The organism is Mycobacterium sp. C31M (assembly GCF_053345865.1).
Genome location: NZ_JBKFAX010000003.1, coordinates 70,979 through 93,247, shown reverse-complemented (window position 1 = coordinate 93,247; position 22,269 = coordinate 70,979). Strand labels below are relative to the sequence as shown.

Here is a 22,269-nt window from a genome sequence, read left to right as displayed (position 1 = left end):
GATACACCACACCGCGGGAACCGCGTTTTGTACGGCCCGCCCGCGGGTCTGGCTGTATACCCTTAGACGCGTGTCGCACGACGCGCCGATGAGCGACGCCGATCGTCAGGATGCCCGCACCCGCGGCAAGTACTGGTGGGTGCGGTGGGCGGTGCTCGCGGTGGCCGTGGTGGTGTTGACCGTCGAACTGACACTGGTGTGGGATCAGCTGGCCAAAGCGTGGCGCAGTCTGCTGTCCGCCAACTGGTGGTGGGTGCTGGCGGCTGTTGTCGCCGCCATGGCCTCGATGCACAGTTTCGCCCAGATCCAGCGGACCCTGCTGCGGTCGGCCGGGGTGCAGGTGCGGCAGTGGCGTTCCGAGGCGGCGTTCTACGCAGGCAACGCGTTGTCCACGACGCTGCCCGGTGGCCCGGTGCTCTCGGCGACCTTCGTATACCGCCAGCAGCGGATGTGGGGTGCCTCCCCGGTGGTGGCGTCCTGGCAACTCGTGATGTCCGGTGTGCTGCAGGCGGTCGGGCTGGCGCTGCTCGGCCTCGGCGGGGCATTCCTGTTGGGCGCCAGCCGCAATCCGCTGTCGCTGATCTTCACCCTGGGTGGCTTCTTCCTGCTGCTGGTGCTGGCCCAGTCGGTGGCGGCCAACCCTGCGCAGCTCGACGGTATCGGCGTGCGGCTGCTCAGTTGGTTCAACGCGTTGCGCAACAAACCCGCCGACACCTGGCTGGACAAGTGGCGGGAGCTGTTGCGCCAGTTGGAATCGGTCCGGCTGAGCCGTCGCGCACTCGGTAATGCGTTCGGCTGGTCGCTGTTCAACTGGATCGCCGATGTCGCCTGTCTGGCGTTCGCGGCGTATGCCGCAGGCGGTCATCCGTCACTGGCCGCGCTGACGGTGGCCTATGCGGCGGCCCGCGCGGTCGGTTCGATCCCGCTGATGCCGGGCGGACTGCTGGTGGTCGAGGCGGTACTGGTGCCCGGCCTGGTGTCCAGCGGGATGACGCTGGCCTCGGCGATCTCGGCGATGCTCATCTACCGGTTGGTCAGCTGGATCTTCATCTCGGCGATCGGCTGGGTGGTGTTCTTCTTCATGTTCCGCACCGAGATGGATGTTGACCCGGATGCCGCCGATGCCGAACCTGCACCCGAATCCGAATCCAAGGAGCGCCGTGAAACGTAGGATTCTGCTCGCCACAACACTTTTCGGTGCGGCCTCGCTGGTGGCGGCCTGTTCGCCGACCACCGAACAACCCAGCACCGCCCCACCGGAGAGCCCACCGGCGAGCACTTCTGCCACCGCCACCCCCACCGGGACATCCACCGAACCGCCCGCCACACCCGCCGCCGACGCCCCCGTGGCGACCCCGCTGCTGGCGCGGGTGGTGTCGGCACCGATCCCGACGCCGGCCACCGACGGCCGCACCCACCTGGCCTACGAACTGCTGCTGACCAATTCGATGGATCAAGACGTCACGGTGGACTCGTTGGCGGTCCGCCCGGCCGACGGCGACGCCCTGCTGACCCTAGCCGGCGCGGACCTGGCCGAGCGCACCCGGATCCTGGGCACCCGCACCCCGACGGCGACTCTCGGGCCCTCCCAGTCGGCGCTGGTCTGGCTCGATCTCAGCACCGAGAACGGCAAGGCCCCAACCGAACTCACCCACGAGGTGAAGGTCACCCTCACCGACCCGATGCCACCACTGCTGCCGGCAAAGATCACCGAGACGGTCGCCCCGGTCACCGTGTCCGACCGCGAACCGGTGGTCATCGCACCACCGCTGCGCGGGCCGAACTGGTGGAACGGCGACGGCTGCTGCGGTATGTCCGCCCACCGGATGGCGATCAACCCGATCGACGGTGAACTTTGGGGTGCCGAACGATTCGCCATCGACTACGTCCAACTGCAGGGCGACAACCGCCTGTTCAACGGGGCCGTCGACGACGTCAACAGCTATCGGTACTACGGGGCCGACGTGGTGGCGGTGGCCGACGGACCGGTGGTGGCCATCCTCGACGGGCTGCCCGAACAGGTCCCCGGCAAGTCACCGACCGGCCTGGCGCTGGCCGAATACGGCGGCAACCACGTGGTGCAGGACATCGGCGGCGGCAACTACGCGTTCTACGCACACCTGCAGGGCGGGACCATCGAGGCCAAGCCCGGTGACCGGCTCACCGCCGGACAACGGGTCGGTTCGTTGGGCAACAGCGGAAACTCCGACGCGCCACACCTGCACTTCCACGTGATGAACGGACCGGACCCGCTCAAGGCCGACGGCCTGCCGTTCCTGCTCGACGCCTTCCGCCTCACCACCCACACGGTCAACACCCCCGACGGCGAGGCCATCGACATCGCGCTGACCGGTGAACCGACACCCACCGAACCGGGCTTCGCCGCGCGGGACGAAACCCGGGTCAGCCCACTGGATTCCGATGTGATGGAGTATCCGGGTGCCTGATCCTGCGACCGAGCGTCGACCCGCCACCCGTCCCGCCGTCGCATTCGCAGCCGATCTGGTGTGCGTCGTGGTGTTCTGCACCATCGGCCGCCGCAGCCACGAGCACGGGCTGACCGTCAGCGGGATTGCCGAGACCGCGTGGCCGTTCATCACCGGCACCGTCGCCGGCTGGTTGGCGGCGCGGGCCTGGCGCACACCGACCTCGATCTACCCGACCGGGCTGATCATCTGGGTGTGCACGGTGGTGCTCGGCATGCTGCTGCGCAAGGCGACATCTGCCGGTACCGCACCGAGTTTCATCGTGGTGGCGACTCTGACGACCGCCGCACTGCTGCTAGGCTGGCGCGCCATCGCGACGGCTCTGGTGCGTCGCTGACCGGTGTCTCCTCACCGTGCCCGGCTTGATCGGGTGCGCGCTCGGCGATCGTCAACACCGCACGGAACCCACCGAGCGGGCTGTCGCCGAGCTCGAGGTGTCCACCGTGCAGCGCCGCCTGCTGGGTGACCAGCGCCAGTCCCAGCCCCGATCCACCCGGCACCGCGGTACTGCCGCGGGAGAACCGCTCCAACACCATCGCGCGTTCCTCGGCAGGCAACCCCCGCCCGTTGTCGTCGACGACGATCTGCACCTGCCCGGCCGTGCCCGGCGGTCGGTGGCCGGTCAGCACAATGCGGGTCGCCCCGCCGTGGGTGGCGGCGTTACGCACCAGGTTGTCCACCGCCAATCGGAGCCCACCGGGCCATCCCCACACCGAGCCGAGATCGTCGTCGGCGACCACCGTGATGTCCACCGGCGGATCGACCCGGGCGTTCTCGCGGGCCACCCGATCCAGCAGATCGGTGACATCGATGAGCTCGCGGTCCTCGGCCTGGGCCAACTGACCCGAGGCGAGCTGGCCCAGTGCCGTGATGATCGCCTCGACCCGACGCTGGGCCCGCAGTAGGTCGGCAACCACCTCATCACGTTCCTCGGTCGGCAGGTCGTGGATGCGCAGGGTGTCCAGATCGGCGCGCATGGCGGTCAGCGGTGTGCGCAGCTCATGTGCGGCGTTGGCCGCGAAATCCTGTGCGGTCTGCAGTGATCGGGTGGTCTCCTGCTGCGCGGCGTCCAGCCGGTTCAGCATCCCGGCCATCGCGTCGGACAGTTCCTCGGCCTCGCGCGCACCCCTGACGTTGGGCACACCACCGCTGCCCAGCGACTTGGTCTGCTCGGTGAGCCTGCGCAGCGGCCGAACCGCGGGACCGGCCAACAGCCAGCCCAGCCCGCCGGCCACCAGCACGGTCAGCACACCGACCGAGATGTAGATCGGAATCCTGGCCCGGTTCAACAGGATGCTGTCGGCCCGGATGCCCAGGGACAGCATGATTCCGCCGCCCTGTTGGTTCATCGGGATGGTGCGCACCCGGTACTCGATGCCGTTGACCTCGACGGTCTCGGTGCCCGGCGGCAGGGCCGGCAACTGGAATCCGCGCTGGAACACCACCTGCCCGGTCGATCGGGACCGGCCGGTGGTCAGCACCCCGCGCCGCGGGTCCGATAACTGCTCCGGGAACATGCTCGCCTCGACGATCGAGTCGAGACGCCGATCCAGTTGGGCCGCATCGTTATTGGCGAGCACCACCGATGTCAGGACGGTGAACGCGGCGACGACGGCGGCGGCAGCGACGGCCGAGGCGATGGCGACCCGGGTGCGCAGGGACAACCGCGCCACGGACTACGCCTCCTCCCGGAGCACGTAACCGATTCCGCGGACCGTGTGGATCACCCGGGGCCGGTCCTCGCGCTCCAGCTTGCGCCGCAGATAGGAGATGAACACGTCGGCGACGTTGGTGTCGACGTCGAAGTCGTAACCCCAGACCAGTTCCAGCAGCCGCTGCCGGGACAGCACCACCCCGGCGTTCTCGGCCAACACCGCCAACAGGTCGAATTCCCGTTTGGTCAGATCGGCCCGCTCCCCGTCGACGTACACCAGTCGGCGGGCGGTGTCGATGGTCAGCGGACCCACGATCATCACGTCGGATTCCCGTTCGGCGTGACTGGCCCGGCGCAACAGCGCATGCAGTCGGGCGACCAGTTCACCGAGGTCGAACGGCTTGGTCAGATAGTCGTCGGCCCCGGCCTCCAGGCCGGCGATGCGGTCGTTGACGGTATCGCGCGCCGACAGCACACAGATCGGGATCTCGTTGCCCAGCGCCCGCAACGCGGTCACCACGGCGACACCGTCGAGTTCGGGCATCTGCACGTCGAGTACCAGCGCGTCATGCGCCTCGTTGGCCAACAGCCGCAGCGCCTCGCGCCCGTTGGAGGCCACCCGGACGTCAAAACCCGAATGTCGAAGTCCGCGGGCGACCGAGGTCCGCACGTCCGGATCGTCGTCGACCATCAGAACCGTCCGGCCGGTGTTGTCCGACGAGGAGTGTTCCATTGTGGTGCGCACCTATGGATTATGGCGCGCTATGGGATCGCGCGTAGGACAGGTCCGGGCAGCGGGCCCGCGCCCTGGGCGACCGAGGCCACCGATTCGGCGGCCGCGGCGGCACCGGCGGGCAGTCCCGCGGTGGGCAGCCCGGCGGCCGGCGTCTGCACAGCCTGCATCAGTCCGAGCACCTGCGGCAGCGAGATCGGCAGATTGCACTGGGTGGTCAGCTTGACCAACGGCGCCTGCAACTTCTGGATATCGCGGGCGGCCCCGGGCTTGGCGTCGAAATAGGTCTTCGCGGCGGCCAACGACTGCGGGCCCGCGGGCTGCGCGGCGATGGCGGTGAGGGCCTGGTTGGTGTCCGGGTGGGTGTCGAGGTAGTCACCCATCGAGGTGGCCACCGACCCGATGGTCTTGGCGATCTCGCTGGCCTCGCACGGGTCGGTCTCGGCGACCGCCGACGGCGCCAGAGCCACCGCCCCCGCGGCTCCGCCGATCAGGCAGCCAGCGAATACCGCGGTCAGGCCGCGGCGGATCGGTGCGGTACGGCTGATGAGGAACGTCACGAGATATCTCCTTCGGGTGGCACACCGCTGAGCGGCTCGCGAACAGCGCGATCAGCAAGGCTCGTATCCCCGACCCAGAAACGACCAGCCGCCATCATGCCATCCGATCCGCACCGGGACCAATCCACACAGCAAACAGGCAGGTGACCGGCCGGGGTGAACATTCCAAGCTGGTCACAGCGCGGTTCGAGCACCGATCGTGTCTCAGCCTGCTGCGGTACGCTCTCGCTACCAGTCGGGGAGAAAGGCGGAGGCTCGCCATCCAGCAGTTCATGATGCGCTTGAGCAGCAGCCTGCGCAGATATCGCTGGGCCGTGTTCGTGGTCTGGGTGCTGCTCCTCGTGCCCGCGATCTACCTCGCGCTCAACCATTCCGACAAGCTCACCGGCGGCGGGTTCGAAGTCGCGGGGTCCCAGTCCCTGGACCTCCAGCATCAGCTCGAGGAACAGTACCCCGATCAGGGGGCGTCCCCGCTGGCCCTGGTCGCCGTCCCGCGCGCCGACGCGTCCTTCGAGGACATGAACGCCGCCGTCGCGCAATTGCAGCGCATTGCCGGTGAGGTGCCCTCGGTCACCGAGATCCCCAACCCGCGGCAGCCACCGCCGGCGCCGGACCGTCCCTATGTGGTTCAGCTGCAACTCGGCTTCGACAACAGCGGTGCGGTCGATATCGCCAAACAGCTGCGCGAGAAGGTCGGGATCGAGGGCGAGAACGCCGGGCAGTCCGAGAACGGGAAGGTCCGCCTCTACGTCATCGGGCAGGGCGCGTTGGGCGCCGCGGCCCAGCAGGCCACCAAACACGACATCGTGCAGGCCGAGAAATGGAATGTGCCGGTCGTCCTGATCATCCTGCTGGCGGTGTTCGGCTCGCTGGCCGCGGCGGCGATGCCCCTGCTGCTGGGTATCTGCACCGTGGTGGTGACCATGGGTGTGGTCTTCCTGCTGTCCCATGTGATGGCCATGTCGGTGTTCGCCACGTCGACGGTGTCGATGTTCGGCATCGCGGTGGCCGTCGACTACTCGCTGTTCATCCTGATGCGTTACCGCGAGGAGCTGCGGGCCGGCCGCGATTCGGCGCAGGCCATCGACGCGGCGATGGCCACCTCCGGCCTGGCCGTGGTGCTCTCCGGGCTGACCGTCATCGCCTCGGTGACCGGTATCTACCTCATCAACACCCCGATCCTGCAGTCGATGGCCACCGGCGCCATCCTGGCGGTCGCGGTCGCGGTGCTGACCTCGACGACACTGGTCCCGGCCGTGCTGGCCACCTTCGGCCGGTCGACCGCCAAACGGTCCCGGCTGCTGCAGTGGTCGCGCCGCCCGGACACCACGCAGTCGAAGTTCTGGACCCGTTGGATCGGGGCGGTCATGCGCCGGCCCTGGCTCTCGGCGTCCGTCGCGGCCGTGGTGCTGCTCGTGATGGCCGCCCCCGCGTTCGCGATGACGCTGGGCAACAGCATGCTGCGGCAGTTCGACCCCAGCCATGAGATCCGCGGCGGGGTGAACGCCGCCGCGGAGGCGCTGGGCCCCGGTGCGCTGGGCCCGGTGCGCGTGCTGGTCACCTTCCCCGACGGGCAGGCCGACGGCCCGACGGCCCAGGCCGCACTGACCGCCGTCGGCGAGCGCATGGCGCAAGGTCCCGACGTCGCCACCGTGACACCGGCGGTGCTGGGCAAGGACAACGACAGCGCGCTGCTGTCGGCCGTGCTGACGGTGGACCCCGAGGATTTCCGCGCCCGGCAGGCCGTCGACTGGATGCGCGCCGAACTTCCGCAGTTGGACATCGGCAACGCCCAGATCGACGTCGGCGGCCCGACGGCGCTGATCAAGGACTTCGACGACGAGGTCTCGGCCGCCCAGCCGTGGGTCTTCGTGTTCGTCGCCGTCATCGCTTTCGTGATGCTGCTGATCGCCATCCGTTCGGTGTTCCTGGCACTCAAGGGCGTAATGATGACGGTGCTGTCGGTGGCCGCGGCCTACGGCAGCCTGGTGGTCGTCTTCGAGTGGGGCTGGCTGGAGGACCTGGGCTTCGCCCCGCTGGATTCGTTGGACAGCACGGTGCCGCCGTTGGTGCTGGCGATGACCTTCGGCCTGTCGATGGACTACGAGATCTTCCTGCTGACCCGGATCCGGGAACGCTTCCTGATCACCAACAACACCCGCGACGCCGTCGCCTACGGCATCTCCACCAGCGCACGCACCATCACCAGCGCCGCGCTGATCATGATCGCGGTGTTCATCGGGTTCGCCTTCGCCGGGATGCCGCTGGTCGCCCAGATCGGCGTAGCCTGCGCGACGGCCATCGCGGTGGACGCCACCATCGTGCGGCTGGTGCTGGTGCCGGCGTTGATGGCGATGTTCGACGAATGGAACTGGTGGTTGCCGCGCTGGCTGGACCGCATCCTGCCGTCGGTGGACTTCGAGAAGCCGCTGCCCAAGGTCGACATCGGCGACCTGGTGCTGGTGCCGGAAACGGCGCTGGCCGCCCCTGGCGCCGATCTGCGCATGGTGGTCAAATCCGCCGCCAAGCTCAAGCGGCTGGCCCCGCAGACCGTCGTCGTCGCCGATCCGCTGGCCTTCAGCGGGGTCGGCCCCGGATCCGATCGCCGGCTGGCCAGCCGCATGACGATCACCGGGTCGGTCGCCCGGCCGGTGCATCCGGTCACCATGTGGCGCGGCCGCATCAATGTCGCGCTGGACGCATTGGCGACCGCGTCGGATTCCGAGGAGCTGCCCGTGCAGCGGCGCGGTCCGATGGAGGCCACCAACGTCCAGTTGCCCACCGGTGACCGACTGCTCATCCCGACCGGCGCGGAGACCCTGCGGTTGAAGAGCTATCTGTTGATGTGTCGCAACAGCACCCGCGACTACACCGAGTTCGCCCGGTTGGTCGACTCGATGGAAACCGATACCGCGGCTCGTGTCCTCACCGGTATCGACCGGTACTACTGTGGACAACGCCCACGGACGCAGGTCGCGACCCAACTGGTTCGCCGGCTGGCCGACCCGCAACCGTCGGACGACCCGGATGAACCCGCACCGACCGAGGCCGACTGGGATGCGGTCCGACAGCGCTGTCTGTCGGTGGCGGTGGCGATGTTGGAGGAGGCGAGGTGACCGTGACGGCACAGCCGGCGTCGGGATCCAGCCGCGGCGCCGACGATCGTCCGGTCGAGTTCTGGCCGACATCGGCGATCCGGGCCGCGCTGGACAATGACGATCTGGCGGTCTGGCAGCGGATCGCCGCGGCCATCAAGCGGGACCCGTTCGGCCGCACCGCCCGCCAGGTCGAGGAAGTACTGGACACCGCCCGCCCGTACGGGGTGTCCAAGGCGCTCGCCGAGGTGCTCGACAAGGCACGCGGACATCTGGAGGCCAACGAGCGTGCCGAGGTGGCCCGCCATATCGGCGAGCTACTGGACCGATCGGGGCTGGGCATGCCGGAGTTCGCGTCCCGGATCGGGGTGGCCGGCGATCAGTTCAGCCGCTGGTTGGAGGCCGCCGACTCACCGCCGGCGACGATGATGATCCGGATGCGTCGGCTGTCGGACCGGTTCGCCCGGATCCGCGCCCAACGTTCCGCGGGTTCCAGCTGACGTTCAGCGCGCGTTGATCGGCGTCACGTCGGTCACCAGCCACTTTCCGGACTCCTTGGCCAGCGTGACACGCAGCGCCAGCACCGCCACATCGGCCGGTTTGCCCGGCGCGTTCTGGGTTCCGCGCATGACGACGGCGACGCTGGCCACCGACGGTCCGATGGCCTCGACCCCCGCCGACACCGTCTGCGCCTGGCCGGAGATGTTGCGGCTCGTCAAATCCTTTGCCACCGCTTGGAATTCGGCGCGGTAGGACTCGGCTCGCTGCGGTGACATCAGCCCGGTGGCCCGGTCGATCGCAGCATTGGGGCTGCTCGGGCTGAATGTCGCCGAGGCCTCGGCGACACTGCTGGCGATTCCGACCACCTCGGCACTATCGGCGCCCAGTGCCCGGTCGGGCACCGTCCAGCGGGTGTATCCCACGAACACCGTCGCCGCGGCCAGCACCGTCGCCGTGGCCACCACGGCCAACCGCAGCACCGGCCCGTCGTCGTCGGTGCCGACGGTCACCCCGTCCCGACGGAACAGCACCGCGTTGACGACCACGCCCTGCACGACCAGCAGACACAGCGCGGTGCAGACCGCCACCCACCACCGCGGCCAACTCAGTGCGGACCCGATGAACAGCAGCGCGAGGATCGCCAATGCCGGCGCCAGCACGTCGACGCCGAGCACTCTGAGCCGGTTCATCGGATCGACTCCAGTCGCGAAACCAGCAGTGCACCATCGACTTCCGACACACCCAGGCGCAGATTCCAGCGCACCGCGGTGGGCTCGGCACCGGCGTTCTGACTGATCGAGGTGGCGACGACGAGCACCGTGTCGGTACGCTGCGCGACCGTCGCCAGCTCCGGTGGCGGCCCGGGATCGGTACCGTCGGGCACCCGGTGCATCCGCTCGATCGACACCGACTCCACCTGACCCACCGTCTGGGACTGCAGCTTGCCGACCAGTTCGGTGAACGGTGCCATGGTGTTGTCGAATTCGACGTTGAGCTGCCCGACGGTGCCGTCGCGCAGCTGCTGCAGATTCTGCGCGGCGTTGTCCTTGGTCATGTTGATCAGCAGGCCGGTCCAGTCCGCGGCGGTTTGCAGGACCTCGGTCTGATGAGTCCGCTCGGCCACCTCACCGCGGTGCGTCGTCCAGACCATCGCTCCCAGCACTGTCGCGGCGAGGGCGAGGGCGCCCAGCACCATCGCGGCGATGCCGTACCGGGACAGCATCCTGGTTTGCTCGTCGGGCATGGCCGTGAGGCTACCGGTGCGCTCTGGCACCATGAATGGGGTGACTGCAGTCAAACCGAACTCCGGTATCGATCTGAGCTTCGTCGACACGGATGTGCGCCCGCAGGACGACCTGTTCGGCCACGTCAACGGCCGCTGGCTGGACGATTACGAGATACCCGCCGACCGGGCCACCGACGGCGCCTTCCGCACGCTGGCCGACCGCGCCGAAGAGCAGGTCCGCGACATCATCACCGGCGCCACCGCGGCCGACGGACCGGACGCCCAGCGTATCGGCGACCTGTACGCCAGCTTCATGGACGAGGCCGCCGTCGCCCGCGTCGGGGTCGCTCCCCTGCTGGCCGAACTGGACACCGTCGCCGCCGCGGCCGATCGTGACGCGCTGGCCGCCGTGGTGGGCGCCCTGCAGCGCACCGGGGTCGGCGGCGGGGCCGGCGTCTACGTCGACACCGACTCCAAGGACTCCACCCGCTACCTGCTGCACATGTCGCAGTCCGGGCTCGGGCTGCCCGACGAGTCCTACTACCGCGACCCGGCGCACGCCGAGATCCTGGCCGCCTACCCCAAGCACATCGCGGCCATGTTCACCCTCGTCTACGGGGGCGGTGACCATGACGCCACCGCCGCGCGCATCGTGGCGCTCGAGACCGAACTCGCCGCCGCGCACTGGGATGTCGTCAAACGCCGCGATGCCGACCTGACCTACAACCTGCGCACCTTCGCCGAACTGCCCACCGAGGCCCCGGGATTCGACTGGTCCGGCTGGGTGGGCGCGCTCGGCGCCGCACCGGCCGAGGTGGTGGTCCGCCAGCCCGACTATCTGACCGCGTTCGCCGCGCTGTGGGCGTCACACGATCTGGACCTGTGGAAGCAGTGGCTGAGCTGGCGGCTGATCAGTGCCCGCGCCTCGCTGCTGACCGACGATCTGGTGGCCGAGAACTTCGACTTCTACGGCCGCACCCTGTCGGGCACCCAGGCCATCCGGGACCGGTGGAAGCGCGGTGTGGGTCTGGTGGAGTCGCTGATGGGTGATGCCGTCGGCAAGCTGTACGTGCAGCGGCATTTCCCGCCGGAGGCCAAGTCCCGGATGGACGAATTGGTGGCCAATCTGCGCGAGGCCTATCGCGTCAGCATCACCAGCCTGCCGTGGATGACCCCGGAGACCCGGACCCGCGCGCTGGAGAAGCTGGACAAGTTCACCCCGAAGATCGGCTACCCGGCCCGTTGGCGCGACTATTCGGCACTTGTGGTCGACGCGGGCGATCTGTACGGCAACTACCGGCGCGGTTATGCCGCGGAGTACGACCGCGACCTGGCCAAGCTCGGCGGCCCGGTGGACCGCGACGAGTGGTTCATGACACCGCAGACGGTCAACGCCTACTACAACCCGGGGATGAACGAGATCGTCTTCCCGGCCGCGATCCTGCAGCCGCCGTTCTTCGATGCCGGAGCCGACGACGCCGCCAACTACGGCGGCATCGGCGCGGTGATCGGGCACGAGATCGGACACGGATTCGACGATCAGGGTGCCAAGTACGACGGTGACGGCAACCTGGTGGATTGGTGGACCGATGCCGACCGCACCGAATTCGGGCACCGCACAACGGCATTGATCGACCAGTACGAGACGTTCACACCGCGGGCGCTGGATACCTCACATCATGTCAACGGCGCCTTCACCGTCGGTGAGAACATCGGCGACCTGGGCGGATTGTCCATCGCGCTGTTGGCCTACGAACTGTCGCTCGACGGTGCCGAGGCACCGGTGATCGATGGGCTGACCGGCGTGCAGCGGGTGCTGTTCGGCTGGGCGCAGGTGTGGCGGACCAAATCTCGTGACGCCGAGGCGATCCGGCGACTGGCCACCGATCCGCATTCACCGCCGGAATTCCGCTGCAACGGCGTCATCCGCAATATCGATGCGTTCTACGAGGCCTTCGAGGTCGGCACCGATGATGCGCTGTATCTGGAACCCGAACAGCGGGTGCGGATCTGGTAGCTGACACTCGCATAAGAATCCCCCGCGGCCGAACCGGCTGCGGGGGATTTTTGTTGTGCGCCTAGAACATCTGCCAGTCCGACGCTCCGTCGGGCTGGTCGTAGACACCGCCGTCGGTGTTCTTGATGACAACCGCGTCACCGCTGCCGAAGTTGTCGAAGAACCACTTCGCGTCTTCGGCACTGAGGTTGATGCAGCCGTGGCTGACGTTGGAATTACCCTGCGCGCCTTCCGACCACGGAGCCCCGTGCACGAAGATGCCGCTGTTGTCGATGCGCACCGCGTTCTTCACCGGGGTCTTGTACCCGTCGGCGGAATCGACCGGGACACCGTAGGTGGAGGAGTCCATCACCATGTCGGCGAACTTCTCCAGCACGTAGTAGGTGCCGTTCTTGGTGTCGTGGCCGGGCTTGCCCAGCGATACCGGGAATTCCTTCTCGACCTCGCCGTTGCGGGTGACGGTCATCGTCTTGGTGGCATCGTCGACGGTGGCGGTCAGCTGCTCGGGCACGGTGAAGCTCGACTTGGTGCCCGCCGCGTCGATGGTGACCACCGCGCCGGTCGGCCAGAAGTCCTGCGGGCGCCAGCGCAGCTGGGTGTCGGTGACCCAGTAGAACTGGCCGGGCACCGGCGGGTTGGACGAGATGTGGACGGCGTCCTGGGCCATCTGCCGGTTGGCGATGGGCCGCTGGAAGTTGATATAGATCGGCTTGGCCGCGCCCGCGATGGATCCGTTGACCGGGTTGAATGACGGCGGTACGAACGGGGGCAGCCCGCGGAACGGGTTGGGGTTCTGCCCGGGTGGGGTGCCCTCGGGGATCGGCAACGGCTGTGCGCCGGGTCCACCGACCGGGGCGAACGGATCGGCCGCGGTGGGCTCCGCGGGTGGAGCCGGCGGGGCGAACGGATTGGGGAAGGCCGGGGCCGGGGGTGGCGGCGGAGCCGGCTCCGCAAGGGCCGACGGGCTACCGAAACCTGCTGCGACCATCAAACCGGTCGCCAAGATCGCGCTGGCGAGTTTCCGTCTCGTCCGCTGCGACATATGTCACCTCCACTGGCATATCTGCAGTCCAGTCTGACATAGGATGCGGACCGGCTAACCCCGGCGAGGCCGGACGGACCCCTCATCGCCGCCCGACCCACGCCACTGACCTGCACCGTTCATCGCAGGTGTGGCGTCGACCGTTACAGCTGAGGGAAGTCTCAGTCGGGGTCGTGCTGGAATGGCTCCATGATCGTTGCCTTCAGTGTCAGCCCATCCGGTGACGGCCGCCAGGACGGCTCGGTGAGCGGAGCTGTCGCGGCCGCCGTCAAGGTGGTGCGCGAGTCGGGTCTGCCGAACCGGACCTCGAGCATGTTCACCGAGCTGGAGGGTTCCTGGGATGAGGTGTTCGACGTCGTCAAACGGGCGACCGAAGCGGTGCTGCCGTTCGGGTCTCGGGTGTCGCTGGTGTTGAAGGCCGATATCCGGCCGGGCCACGACGGCGAGATGGACGGCAAGCTCAGCCGGCTGGAGGCGGCCCTCGGGGACAGCTAAGACCGGACCAACCGTGCGATGGCGGCCGACGCCTCGGCCAGCTTGGCGTCCGCCTGATCGCCGCCCTCGGCGACCGCCTGGGTGACGCAGTGGCCGAGGTGCTCGTCGAGCAGCCCGAGCGCCACCGACTGCAACGCGCTGTTGACGGCACTGATCTGGGTGAGGATGTCGATGCAGTACTTGTCGTCATCGATCATCTTGGCGATCCCGCGGACCTGCCCCTCGATGCGCCGCAATCGCTTGGCGTAGTTCTCCTTCTGCGGCGAGTAACCGTGTTCCGAATCGCTCATCGGGGTAGCCCTCCCAGGATCTGCTGCATCTGTGCGGTTTCGGCTCGACGGGTTTCGATGATCGCCTGCGCCAGCGTCTTGGCGTTGATGTCCTCACCGTCCCTGATCTCGGAACTGGCCATCACCATGACCGCCTGGTGGTGGTTGAGCATGGCCTGCAACCACAGTTTGTCGAACTCCGGGCCCCGCAGCGAGCCGAGCCGTTCCAGGGCGCCACGGTCGAAGAGTGTCGGCCCACCCTCGGGTGGCGGACCCTGGCCGCCCTCCTCACCGTCGGTCCATTGCACCAACAACGCATTGACGGTGTCGCTCTGCTGTTTCTCACTGGTGGCCAACGCGTCGGCCGCCCCGATCACCGCAGGGTTCTCGGAGTTCGCGTGTGCCAGCGCCACCATGTTCTCCACCTGCGGCCGCTGCGCCAGCAGTCCGTAGGCGAAGGCGCGGTCGGTGGCGTTGACGCCGGGTGTCACCGCGGCGGATGTGGACGTGGCGGAGTCGGCTCCGGTCGACTCGGGCGCGGGGTTCGGCGCACCGCAGGCCGCCGACAGCACGGTCAGCAGGACCGCGGTCAGCACTCGGGCACCATTCATACAACCAGATTACCGGTACCCCACAGGGGTATCGATATTCGGTTTTGCCGAGCCGCAGACGCCATACTTGCATTCATGCCCTCAGCCTCCGAATCTCTTCCCGGCGTCGATATCAAACCCCGCAGCCGCGACGTCACCGATGGTCTTGAGAAGACCGCCGCGCGCGGGATGTTGCGCGCCGTCGGCATGGGTGACGACGACTGGGCCAAACCGCAGATCGGTGTCGGTTCGTCGTGGAACGAGATCACCCCGTGCAACATGTCACTGCAGCGCCTCGCCCAAGCGGTCAAGGGGGGTGTGCACGCCGGGGGCGGTTATCCGCTGGAATTCGGAACCATCTCGGTGTCCGACGGCATCTCGATGGGCCACGAAGGCATGCACTTCTCGCTGGTCTCGCGTGAGGTGATCGCCGACAGTGTCGAGACGGTGGTGCAGGCCGAACGCCTCGACGGCACGGTGCTGCTGGCCGGCTGTGACAAGTCGATCCCCGGCATGCTGATGGCCGCAGCCCGACTCGATCTGGCATCGGTGTTCCTGTACAACGGCTCGATCATGCCGGGCACGGCCAAGTTGACCGACGGCACCGAGAAGGAAGTCACCATCATCGACGCCTTCGAGGCGGTCGGGGCGTGTGCGCGCGGGCTGATGTCGCCGGAGGACGTCGACATCATCGAACGCGCGATCTGTCCCGGTGAGGGCGCCTGCGGCGGTATGTACACCGCCAACACCATGGCCTCGGCGGCCGAGGCACTGGGATTGTCGTTGCCCGGCAGCGCATCTCCGGTCGCGATCGACCGGCGCCGCGACGAGTACGCGGCCCGTTCCGGCGAGGCCGTCGTGGACCTGCTACGCCGCGGCATCACCGCCCGCGACCTGTTGACCAAGGAGGCGTTCGAGAACGCCATCGCGGTGGTCATGGCATTCGGCGGGTCCACCAATGCGGTGCTGCACCTGCTGGCCATCGCCCGCGAGGCCGAGGTCGAGCTGACGTTGGCCGATTTCACCCGAGTCGGCAACAAGGTGCCGCACCTGGCCGATGTGAAACCCTTCGGCAAGCACGTCATGAAGCATGTCGACGAGATCGGTGGCGTGCCCGTCGTCATGAAGGCGCTGTTGGATGCCGGCCTGCTGCATGGTGATTGCCTGACCGTGACGGGTAGGACGATGGCCGAGAACCTCGCGCATATTGAGCCGCCGGATCCCGACGGCAAGGTGTTGCGCGCGATGAACAACCCGATCCACCCGACCGGCGGGATCACCATCCTGCACGGATCGCTGGCACCCGAGGGCGCGGTGGTCAAGTCCGCCGGTTTCGATTCCGACGTGTTCGAGGGCACCGCAAGGGTTTTCGAGCGGGAGCGGGCAGCGCTGGATGCACTGGAGGACGGCACCATCACCCACGGCGACGTCGTCGTCATCCGCTACGAGGGCCCCAAGGGCGGCCCGGGGATGCGCGAGATGCTGGCCATCACCGGTGCGATCAAGGGTGCCGGGTTGGGCAAGGACGTGTTGCTGATGACCGATGGCCGGTTCTCCGGCGGGACGACCGGACTGTGCGTCGGGCATATCGCCCCCGAGGCCGTGGACGGCGGACCGATCGCGTTTGTCCGCGACGGTGACCGGATCCGCCTCGACGTCGCCAACGGAACATTGGACCTGCTGGTCGACGAGGCCGAATTGGACTCGCGCAAGGTCGGTTTCGAGCCACTACCGCCGCGCTACACCACCGGCGTGCTGGCCAAGTACACCAAGCTGGTGCAATCCGCGGCCGTCGGCGCCGTCTGCATGTAACACTCGCTGACCTACCCGCGAGCGGCCGTGTCGGTACACCGACACGCCGCAACCGGAGACGGTATACGGTCACTCGCCGGGGGCTATCCCGCCATCCGGGGCTTCGCCGCGCCGATCTTCGATCACACCGGCGTCGTCGCGGCGACGGTCAGCGTCGGCGGCTCGGCGGACCGGATCGACGTGGCCGGCGACCATCGGTTGGGTGAAGCCGTTGTCGAAGCCGCCGAGGCCATTTCCGCGCTGATGGGGTATCGAGGTATCCGGGAGAACGCCGAGGATGGCTGACCCGAGTCCGAGTGCCGCACCGGGGTGCTCGCCGCTGGGCGGAAATTCACCGCGGTGGCAACCGAACTGCAATCCCGTCCCGCGCTGTACGCCGCCATCGGTGAGATCCAGCCGCACGACCCCGACATCCTGATACATGCCGCGGGCGTCAATCGGCGAGCCCCCGCCGAACACCACGGCGACGACCTCTGGGACGAGGTCCTCGCCGTCAACCTCACCGCACCGTTCTCCTGACCAGGGAACTGGGTAGGGGCATGCTGAGAAAGGGCTCGGGGAGCATCGTTTTCATCGCATCGCTGCTCAGCTTCCAGGGCGGTGTGACGGTGCCCGGCTACGCGGCGTGCAAGGGTGGGGTGGCCCAGCTGGCCAAGGCCTTCGCCAACGAATGGGCGGGCCGAGGTGTCAATGTCAATGCCATCGCGCCGGGATACGTCGTCACCGATATGAACGAAGCCCTGCTCGCCGACGCCACACGTAATGAGCATATTTCTCAACGCATTCCGGCGTCACGCTGGGATCAGGCGGATGACATCGCCGGTGCGGTCGCGTTTCTCGCCACCGTCGATGCGCGGTACATCCACGGAACCGTGATCCCGGTGGACGGCGGCTGGCTGGCGCGCTGACGACCTCAGTTGAACTGTTCGTACAACGCCGGCAGAAACCCGGCCAGGTGATTCATCTCCTGGGCGCAGTGCACCAGCAGGTCGCGGGGTCGGGTATCTGTCGGGCAGCAACGGGACGAACCAGCCGGTCGGCGAGGCCCGGACCCTTACGCACCGCCACGTGCCGGCCGCCCATCCAGAATCGGGAACGCATCTCAGCGCCGCCGGTGGTGGGGCGGACGTGGTGGACCAACCAACTGCTGCACACCCGGGCAGCACCGGTCCCGCCTGCGGGCCGTGTTCCAGCGCCACGACCACATGTCCGGGCAGAGGCGCCGTCTCCGGATCGAAGTAGGCGGCAAGCGGGGAGTCGGCATCGGCGCCGCGATATCCGAGGTAGGCCATCACCGTGTTCCCGTCCGGTTGTGGTGTCCGAAATGCGAGCGTAAGCCGCGGCCCCTGGTGAGATCCGAAGTTCAGGCCCGAACAAGGGCTAGCATCGCGACTATGTCGAGGCCACCCGAGGACCCGAGCTACTACTCCGACGACGAGCCGACCCAGTACGCCAATTACACCGGCGCCAACTACAGCGACGGTTACGACCCGTACGGCGAGCCCGCACCGCATGAGGAAGTGCCTGCCGATCCCTGGTACCGCAAGCCCGCGGCGCTCATCGGGATCGGCGCGGCGGCCGTCGTCGTACTGGCGCTGGCTGTCTTCGGCATCGTCAGCCTGACCTCAAGCGATTCGTCGACGACAGACTCGACGAGCACAACCACGACGACCACCACCGCCGACACGTCGACTCCGGTGGTGCCCGGTGTCACCGAAACCGTCACCACACCGGGCCCGGCGACGACAACAGCGGAGCCGACGACCACCACGACGCCAAGCACCACCAGTACGACCACGACAACCACCACAACGACGACCACCACGACAACGACGGCGCCGCCCAGCACCGTCACCGAAACGCAGACCGAAACCGAGACGGTCACTCAACCCGCGCCCGAGGAAGGCCTCGGTCCGCCGCCGGCGGATCAGCCCTGAGACCAGTCCGGACTCAGTTGACCAGCGCCACCGCGAAACCGTCCCAGCCCTTGGCGCCGACGGTCTGAATCGCCGCGGCATCCAGTCGCGGGTGGTCCCCCATCATGGCGAGCATGTCGCGTACCGCGGTCGCCTGGTGATCCTCGGGTGCCGGGTCCAGCACCCGCCCGCCGCGTGCGATGTTGTCCACCACGATCAACGCTCCCGGGCGGGCCAGCCCGATCGCGGCCTCGACGTAGGCCCGGTTGTTCTCCTTGTCCGCGTCGATGAAGAACAGGTCGAACGGCCCCTGCAGGGTCGGCAGACTCTCCAGCGCAGCACCCACGATCACCTCGACCCGGTCGGCGACGCCGGCGCGGGCCAGGTTGGCCCGCGCCACCTCGGCATGCCGGGGCTCGTACTCCAGGCTGATGACCTGCCCCTGCGCACCGACGCCACGGGCCAGGCAGATGGTGGAATAGCCTGCCAGCGTGCCGATCTCGAGAACACGACGAGCCCCGATGATCCGGGTGTAGAGGTTCAGCAGCCGGCCGTGCTGCGCAGATACCTCGATGGCAGGCATGCCGGCCGGGCGCGTGGACTCCCGCGCCAGCCGCAACGCCTCGTCCTCGGTGTGCAGCAATTCATCGAACAGTGTGTCGACAGCCGCCGGCTCGGTCATCCGGCCACCCCCTCTTTTGCGTAGATCACCCGCAGCACATGGCCTGCCTCGGGTCCCATCACACAGCCTGCCAGCTCGACCATCGTCGCGACATACTCCCGTCCGTGCGCGGGCACGCCCGCACCGGCCAGGTGGTGCGCCAGTTCGTGCAACACGACGAGTTCGCGCAGCGCCCAGGTGGTGTGCCGATCGGGCACCGCGATGGTACCGCTCTCGTAATGTGCGGCCGTCACCCCGCGTCGGCTGCGCACCGCACACGTCCCCGCCTGCGGCCAACGCTGCCGCACCGCCGGCATCGCCAGCACCTGCTCGACGTACCCGCGCACCGCATCCACCGAACCGAACCTGGCCTCCGGCGGCAGCGTCAGTGTGGTGCCGAAGAAGTCCAGTGACCCGCGACCATCGGCACGTTCGAACAGCGTACGAACAAAATCCTCTGCGGCATAAACCTTTGCCCGCTGGGTATCACGCACTAACGCTCCAGCTTGGCCCGTGCTCCGGACAGCTCCTGACTGGGGCCCAGCCGCGCGCGCCGGCCGGCCCGGTCACCGGCGCGGCGCGCCTCGGAGGAATACCCCGCCGAAGCACTGCTGGCCCGCCAGGTTCCGCGCGCCGCCGAGGCTGTCCGGTAGAAGGACGTGAGTTCGAGATCCTTGTTTCGCAGAGCCAGCGCCGTGCCGGGACTGCTGGTGGCTGCGGCCGCGGACTGCCGCGCCTCCTCCCGGGCCTCGGACAGCCGCTGCCCCACCCGCGCACCGAAGGCCAACTGGAAGTTGATCCGCGCGGTGATCGTCGGTGTCGGCTTGTGTGCACCGGTGGCCAGGTAATCCTTGGACGCCCGCACCATCTGCATGACCAGGCTCGAATAGAGGGCATGGCTGGCGTCGATGTCCTCGGGGAAGCCGTAGGCGTAGACGAAGGTCGAGTTCGACGCCACATCACATTTCACATCGTTGGCCAGCGCGATGACCACGAACAGTTGCACATAGGTGCGCAGCCCGCGGGTACCCGGATCGCCGATGCTGATGGTGCGTTGCGCCGGCTCCTGAGCGGCGGTTCGTTGCGCCGAATGCGCGCGGGCCACCGCCAGGTCGATCGAGGTCGCGGTGGCCAGTCGTTGGGCGGCAGCCAGAAAGGCGTCCGCTTCGTGAGTGTTGTCGGTGCCTTCGGCCTGTCGCAGCAGTGCGGCTATCCGGGCCAGCATCTTGTCGTTGCTCATGGGCGCACGCTAAGACGCCGAACCGACAGAAACGGCCCCGGAGACGGAGTTATCCACAGGCCCACGGTCACCGGCCGACGAAGCTGTCCAGCGCGGTGATCAGCTGCGGCGACAGCGGGTCCTGGTTGGCGTAGTTGGCGACGTTGTCGGTCGGATCGTCGCGCAGCACATGGTTGACGCCCTTGAGTTCGACCACCGTCAGCGCGGTCCGCCGCAACGCGTCGACCAACGGTCGCACCGCGGTGCATGAGGCCTGACCGTCCGAATCCGAACAGGTCAACAGCACCCGGGTCTCGGTGGGCACCTTCGCCGCCAACTGCAGCGGATCGATCGCGTCGGCCTCGGCGACTGCTTGCACGTTGCCCGGGTTCAGGATTGCGCTCAGACCATCCGGCAGTTTCTCGGGTGCGGTGCCCCGGGTCCTGGCGTCGGCGACGGCCGCTGCCCAGGCGTCCAGCGTCTGGTCGGCCTGCTCCTGGGTCTTGGCCCCGGAGTCCAGGGCGGCCTGCACATCGGTGCGCACCCGATCGCTCACGATGTCCAGATAGCGGCCCGGCAGCGGCTGGAAGAGGCCGAGCGAGTGGATCTTCGGGGCGTCGGGCTCGATATCGTCGGCCAGTGTCATCGCGTGCACCGTGCCCTCGCCGATGGCGTAGACGGAGATCCGATCGGGATCGGTGCCGGGTCGGCCCGCGAGGTAACGCACCGCGGCGCGGGCCCCCTCGGAGTAGGCGGCGCTGCCGACAGCGGCGGGATTGGTCGCGTACGGGCCCAGGGCGGTCTTGCCGGTCCCCACCTTGTCGAACCGCAGCGACGCGATTCCCTTGCCGGACAGGTATTCCGCAAGCTGGCGCATGTTGCCGATCGGCCCGGCCACCGCATTGTCGCCGTTGCGATCGGTGGCGCCGCTCTCGGAGATCAGCAGCGCGGCGGGGCCGGTGTCGTCACCGTGGTGGCGGTAGGTGCCGTAGATGGTCAGACCGGCGGAGTCGGTGAAGGACACCTCGTCTTCGACCCAACCCTGCTGCACTGCCTCGACATCGGAGCCTCCGGACGAGCACCCGGCGACCAGCAGCACCGCCCCCAGGATCGAGACCAACTGCCGGACAACGTTTTTCACAATCGGGTCGCAATCCACGTAGTGACATCATCAAGTACCACAGCGCGTTCGGGCTCGTTGAACACCTCGTGGTACAGCTCGGGGTACACCTTGAGGTTGACATCGCTCGACCCGACACAGTCGACCAGGCGCTCGGAGCCGGCGACCGGGATCAGCTTGTCCTGCCCACCGTGCACCACCAGTAGCGGGGCGGTCAGCGCGGCCGCCCGCTGCGGCATGGTCTCGCCGACGCCGATGAGTGCCTTGGCGATACCGGCGGGCAGCTTGCCGTGGTGTACCAACGGGTCGGCCTCGTACGCAGCGACGACCTGCGGATCGCGCGAGACCGCATCGGCGGGCAGGTTCTCGACGGGCAGACCCGGCAGCACGCTGCCGACGATCTTGGCCACCCCGATCATCACCGGCGACACCGCATCGTGCGCGTAGACCGCAGGTCCGGAGAGCACCATCGCCGCATAGTCGTCGGGATGCTCGACACCGTAGGTGAAGACCACCCCGCCGCCCATGCTGTGCCCGAGCACCACCCGCTTGAGTTCCGGGTGCGCGGCGGTGGCCAGGCCGACGAGGTGGTGGAAGTCGGCGGTGTATTCGTCGATGTTCTTCAGATGGACACGCTTGCCCCCGGAGCGGCCGTGTCCGCGCAGGTCCAGCGCGTAGGTAAGCAGGCCGGCCTCCCCGAAACGCTGGGCGACGTGGTCGTAGCGGCGGGCGTGCTCGGCGTACCCGTGGCAGATCAACACGATCCCGGTGGGGTCGCAGGCCGGTGTCCACACGTCGTACACGATGGGTGTTCCGCCGACACCGTCGAAGGTGCGTTCACTACGGGTGGTGGCCACGCGACGAGCCTATCGGC

At 68.0% G+C, this 22,269-nt stretch carries 23 protein-coding genes and 2 pseudogenes; 11 read left to right on the top strand and 14 right to left on the bottom strand.

Features of this window, described 5'->3' with window-relative positions; genetic code table 11:
- Nucleotides 1–88: 88 nt before the first annotated feature.
- From ACLBYA_RS05360 to ACLBYA_RS05350, 3 genes are read left to right on the top strand one after another with little or no spacing between them, the layout of a single operon-like run.
- On the top strand, nt 89–1,171 hold the full coding sequence (locus tag ACLBYA_RS05360) for a lysylphosphatidylglycerol synthase transmembrane domain-containing protein (protein WP_447708652.1): 1,083 nt from the start codon (nt 89–91) through the stop codon (nt 1,169–1,171).
- Nucleotides 1,161–2,447 (top strand): M23 family metallopeptidase, encoded by a 1,287-nt coding sequence (locus ACLBYA_RS05355; RefSeq protein WP_447708323.1) that lies wholly within the window; start codon nt 1,161–1,163, stop codon nt 2,445–2,447. Before ACLBYA_RS05360 ends, ACLBYA_RS05355 begins: the two co-directional genes overlap by 11 nt.
- The gene (locus tag ACLBYA_RS05350) at nt 2,440–2,823 is read left to right on the top strand and encodes a DUF3054 domain-containing protein (protein WP_447708322.1); all 384 of its coding nucleotides are present in this window, start codon (nt 2,440–2,442) and stop codon (nt 2,821–2,823) included. The genes ACLBYA_RS05355 and ACLBYA_RS05350 overlap by 8 nt, the downstream gene beginning before the upstream one ends.
- On the opposite strand, the gene ACLBYA_RS05345 is transcribed toward ACLBYA_RS05350, so the two are convergent.
- Genes ACLBYA_RS05345 through ACLBYA_RS05335 form a run of 3 tightly spaced genes read right to left on the bottom strand, consistent with a single transcriptional unit; the run spans nt 2,744 to nt 5,433 of the window.
- Nucleotides 2,744–4,159 (bottom strand): sensor histidine kinase, encoded by a 1,416-nt coding sequence (locus ACLBYA_RS05345; RefSeq protein ID WP_447708321.1) that lies wholly within the window; start codon nt 4,157–4,159, stop codon nt 2,744–2,746. The two genes, ACLBYA_RS05350 and ACLBYA_RS05345, sit on opposite strands and share 80 nt — an antisense overlap.
- 3 nt (nt 4,160–4,162) lie before the next feature.
- Nucleotides 4,163–4,873 (bottom strand): response regulator transcription factor, encoded by a 711-nt coding sequence (locus tag ACLBYA_RS05340; RefSeq protein ID WP_447708651.1) that lies wholly within the window; start codon nt 4,871–4,873, stop codon nt 4,163–4,165.
- Between the two features lie 29 nt (nt 4,874–4,902).
- On the bottom strand, nt 4,903–5,433 hold the full coding sequence (locus tag ACLBYA_RS05335; RefSeq protein ID WP_447708320.1) for a hemophore: 531 nt from the start codon (nt 5,431–5,433) through the stop codon (nt 4,903–4,905).
- Between the two features lie 272 nt (nt 5,434–5,705).
- Here ACLBYA_RS05335 and ACLBYA_RS05330 point away from each other — a divergent pair, with 272 nt between their 5' ends.
- Both ACLBYA_RS05330 and ACLBYA_RS05325 read left to right on the top strand, forming a co-directional pair.
- Complete coding sequence (locus tag ACLBYA_RS05330; protein WP_447708319.1) at nt 5,706–8,549, top strand: MMPL family transporter; 2,844 nt, start codon at nt 5,706–5,708, stop codon at nt 8,547–8,549.
- Nucleotides 8,550–8,551: 2 nt separating this feature from the next.
- A complete protein-coding gene (locus ACLBYA_RS05325) occupies nt 8,552–9,028 on the top strand; it encodes an XRE family transcriptional regulator (protein ID WP_447708650.1) in 477 nt (158 codons plus the stop codon).
- A gap of 3 nt (nt 9,029–9,031) precedes the next feature.
- Here the strand turns inward: ACLBYA_RS05325 and ACLBYA_RS05320 are convergent, their stop codons facing one another.
- Both ACLBYA_RS05320 and ACLBYA_RS05315 read right to left on the bottom strand, forming a co-directional pair.
- On the bottom strand, nt 9,032–9,718 hold the full coding sequence (locus ACLBYA_RS05320; protein ID WP_447708318.1) for a hypothetical protein: 687 nt from the start codon (nt 9,716–9,718) through the stop codon (nt 9,032–9,034).
- Nucleotides 9,715–10,272 carry a hypothetical protein gene (locus tag ACLBYA_RS05315; RefSeq protein ID WP_447708317.1) on the bottom strand — a complete coding sequence of 186 codons (558 nt, stop codon included), beginning with the start codon at nt 10,270–10,272 and terminating at the stop codon, nt 9,715–9,717. Before ACLBYA_RS05315 ends, ACLBYA_RS05320 begins: the two co-directional genes overlap by 4 nt.
- 31 nt (nt 10,273–10,303) lie before the next feature.
- Between ACLBYA_RS05315 and ACLBYA_RS05310 the strand changes: the two genes are divergently transcribed.
- Entirely contained in the window at nt 10,304–12,271 is a 1,968-nt protein-coding gene (locus ACLBYA_RS05310) for a M13 family metallopeptidase (RefSeq protein WP_447708316.1), read from the top strand.
- A gap of 61 nt (nt 12,272–12,332) precedes the next feature.
- Here the strand turns inward: ACLBYA_RS05310 and ACLBYA_RS05305 are convergent, their stop codons facing one another.
- Nucleotides 12,333–13,313 carry a L,D-transpeptidase gene (locus tag ACLBYA_RS05305; RefSeq protein WP_447708315.1) on the bottom strand — a complete coding sequence of 327 codons (981 nt, stop codon included), beginning with the start codon at nt 13,311–13,313 and terminating at the stop codon, nt 12,333–12,335.
- Between the two features lie 189 nt (nt 13,314–13,502).
- Between ACLBYA_RS05305 and ACLBYA_RS05300 the strand changes: the two genes are divergently transcribed.
- Complete coding sequence (locus ACLBYA_RS05300; RefSeq protein ID WP_447708314.1) at nt 13,503–13,808, top strand: thiamine-binding protein; 306 nt, start codon at nt 13,503–13,505, stop codon at nt 13,806–13,808.
- On the opposite strand, the gene ricR is transcribed toward ACLBYA_RS05300, so the two are convergent.
- Nucleotides 13,805–14,098 (bottom strand): copper-sensing transcriptional repressor RicR, encoded by a 294-nt coding sequence (gene ricR, locus ACLBYA_RS05295; protein ID WP_447708313.1) that lies wholly within the window; start codon nt 14,096–14,098, stop codon nt 13,805–13,807. The two genes, ACLBYA_RS05300 and ricR, sit on opposite strands and share 4 nt — an antisense overlap.
- Complete coding sequence (locus tag ACLBYA_RS05290) at nt 14,095–14,688, bottom strand: DUF305 domain-containing protein (protein WP_447708312.1); 594 nt, start codon at nt 14,686–14,688, stop codon at nt 14,095–14,097. The genes ricR and ACLBYA_RS05290 overlap by 4 nt, the downstream gene beginning before the upstream one ends.
- Nucleotides 14,689–14,763: 75 nt before the next feature.
- Here ACLBYA_RS05290 and ilvD point away from each other — a divergent pair, with 75 nt between their 5' ends.
- The 3 genes and pseudogenes from ilvD (at nt 14,764) to ACLBYA_RS05275 (ending at nt 17,387) form a co-directional block, all read left to right on the top strand.
- On the top strand, nt 14,764–16,479 hold the full coding sequence (ilvD, locus tag ACLBYA_RS05285; protein WP_447708311.1) for a dihydroxy-acid dehydratase: 1,716 nt from the start codon (nt 14,764–14,766) through the stop codon (nt 16,477–16,479).
- Nucleotides 16,480–16,506: 27 nt separating this feature from the next.
- A complete protein-coding gene (locus ACLBYA_RS05280; RefSeq protein WP_447708310.1) occupies nt 16,507–16,764 on the top strand; it encodes an IclR family transcriptional regulator domain-containing protein in 258 nt (85 codons plus the stop codon).
- Nucleotides 16,765–16,788: 24 nt separating this feature from the next.
- A pseudogene (locus ACLBYA_RS05275) lies at nt 16,789–17,387 on the top strand (SDR family oxidoreductase).
- Nucleotides 17,388–17,392: 5 nt separating this feature from the next.
- Here ACLBYA_RS05275 and ACLBYA_RS05270 read toward each other — a convergent pair.
- A pseudogene (locus ACLBYA_RS05270) lies at nt 17,393–17,652 on the bottom strand (DAPG hydrolase family protein); the annotation flags it as partial.
- Nucleotides 17,653–17,873: 221 nt separating this feature from the next.
- Here ACLBYA_RS05270 and ACLBYA_RS05265 point away from each other — a divergent pair.
- Nucleotides 17,874–18,416 (top strand): hypothetical protein, encoded by a 543-nt coding sequence (locus ACLBYA_RS05265; RefSeq protein WP_447708309.1) that lies wholly within the window; start codon nt 17,874–17,876, stop codon nt 18,414–18,416.
- A 13-nt stretch (nt 18,417–18,429) separates the two neighbouring features.
- Here ACLBYA_RS05265 and ACLBYA_RS05260 read toward each other — a convergent pair whose 3' ends face one another.
- The 5 genes from ACLBYA_RS05260 to ACLBYA_RS05240 form a co-directional block, all read right to left on the bottom strand.
- Nucleotides 18,430–19,077 (bottom strand): O-methyltransferase, encoded by a 648-nt coding sequence (locus ACLBYA_RS05260; protein WP_447708308.1) that lies wholly within the window; start codon nt 19,075–19,077, stop codon nt 18,430–18,432.
- Nucleotides 19,074–19,550, bottom strand: a complete 477-nt coding sequence (locus ACLBYA_RS05255) for a TIGR04338 family metallohydrolase (RefSeq protein ID WP_447708307.1) — start codon at nt 19,548–19,550, stop codon at nt 19,074–19,076. Before ACLBYA_RS05255 ends, ACLBYA_RS05260 begins: the two co-directional genes overlap by 4 nt.
- A complete protein-coding gene (locus ACLBYA_RS05250) occupies nt 19,550–20,296 on the bottom strand; it encodes a DUF2786 domain-containing protein (RefSeq protein ID WP_447708306.1) in 747 nt (248 codons plus the stop codon). Before ACLBYA_RS05250 ends, ACLBYA_RS05255 begins: the two co-directional genes overlap by 1 nt.
- 67 nt (nt 20,297–20,363) lie before the next feature.
- Nucleotides 20,364–21,416, bottom strand: coding sequence for a hypothetical protein (locus ACLBYA_RS05245; protein WP_447708305.1), 1,053 nt, complete (start codon nt 21,414–21,416; stop codon nt 20,364–20,366).
- Complete coding sequence (locus ACLBYA_RS05240) at nt 21,413–22,252, bottom strand: alpha/beta hydrolase (RefSeq protein ID WP_447708304.1); 840 nt, start codon at nt 22,250–22,252, stop codon at nt 21,413–21,415. The genes ACLBYA_RS05245 and ACLBYA_RS05240 overlap by 4 nt, the downstream gene beginning before the upstream one ends.
- Nucleotides 22,253–22,269: the final 17 nt, after the last annotated feature.

Coding starts and splice junctions, on each gene's coding strand:
- ACLBYA_RS05265 (WP_447708309.1), top strand. CDS start 17,874: ATGTCGAGGCCACCCGAGGACCCGAGCTACTACTCCGACGACGAGCCG.
- ACLBYA_RS05340 (WP_447708651.1), bottom strand. CDS start 4,873: ATGGAACACTCCTCGTCGGACAACACCGGCCGGACGGTTCTGATGGTC.
- ricR (WP_447708313.1), bottom strand. CDS start 14,098: ATGAGCGATTCGGAACACGGTTACTCGCCGCAGAAGGAGAACTACGCC.
- ACLBYA_RS05290 (WP_447708312.1), bottom strand. CDS start 14,688: ATGAATGGTGCCCGAGTGCTGACCGCGGTCCTGCTGACCGTGCTGTCG.
- ACLBYA_RS05260 (WP_447708308.1), bottom strand. CDS start 19,077: ATGACCGAGCCGGCGGCTGTCGACACACTGTTCGATGAATTGCTGCAC.
- ACLBYA_RS05250 (WP_447708306.1), bottom strand. CDS start 20,296: ATGAGCAACGACAAGATGCTGGCCCGGATAGCCGCACTGCTGCGACAG.
- ACLBYA_RS05320 (WP_447708318.1), bottom strand. CDS start 9,718: ATGAACCGGCTCAGAGTGCTCGGCGTCGACGTGCTGGCGCCGGCATTG.
- ACLBYA_RS05330 (WP_447708319.1), top strand. CDS start 5,706: ATGATGCGCTTGAGCAGCAGCCTGCGCAGATATCGCTGGGCCGTGTTC.
- ACLBYA_RS05315 (WP_447708317.1), bottom strand. CDS start 10,272: ATGCCCGACGAGCAAACCAGGATGCTGTCCCGGTACGGCATCGCCGCG.
- ACLBYA_RS05360 (WP_447708652.1), top strand. CDS start 89: ATGAGCGACGCCGATCGTCAGGATGCCCGCACCCGCGGCAAGTACTGG.
- ACLBYA_RS05305 (WP_447708315.1), bottom strand. CDS start 13,313: ATGTCGCAGCGGACGAGACGGAAACTCGCCAGCGCGATCTTGGCGACC.
- ilvD (WP_447708311.1), top strand. CDS start 14,764: ATGCCCTCAGCCTCCGAATCTCTTCCCGGCGTCGATATCAAACCCCGC.
- ACLBYA_RS05300 (WP_447708314.1), top strand. CDS start 13,503: ATGATCGTTGCCTTCAGTGTCAGCCCATCCGGTGACGGCCGCCAGGAC.
- ACLBYA_RS05310 (WP_447708316.1), top strand. CDS start 10,304: ATGAATGGGGTGACTGCAGTCAAACCGAACTCCGGTATCGATCTGAGC.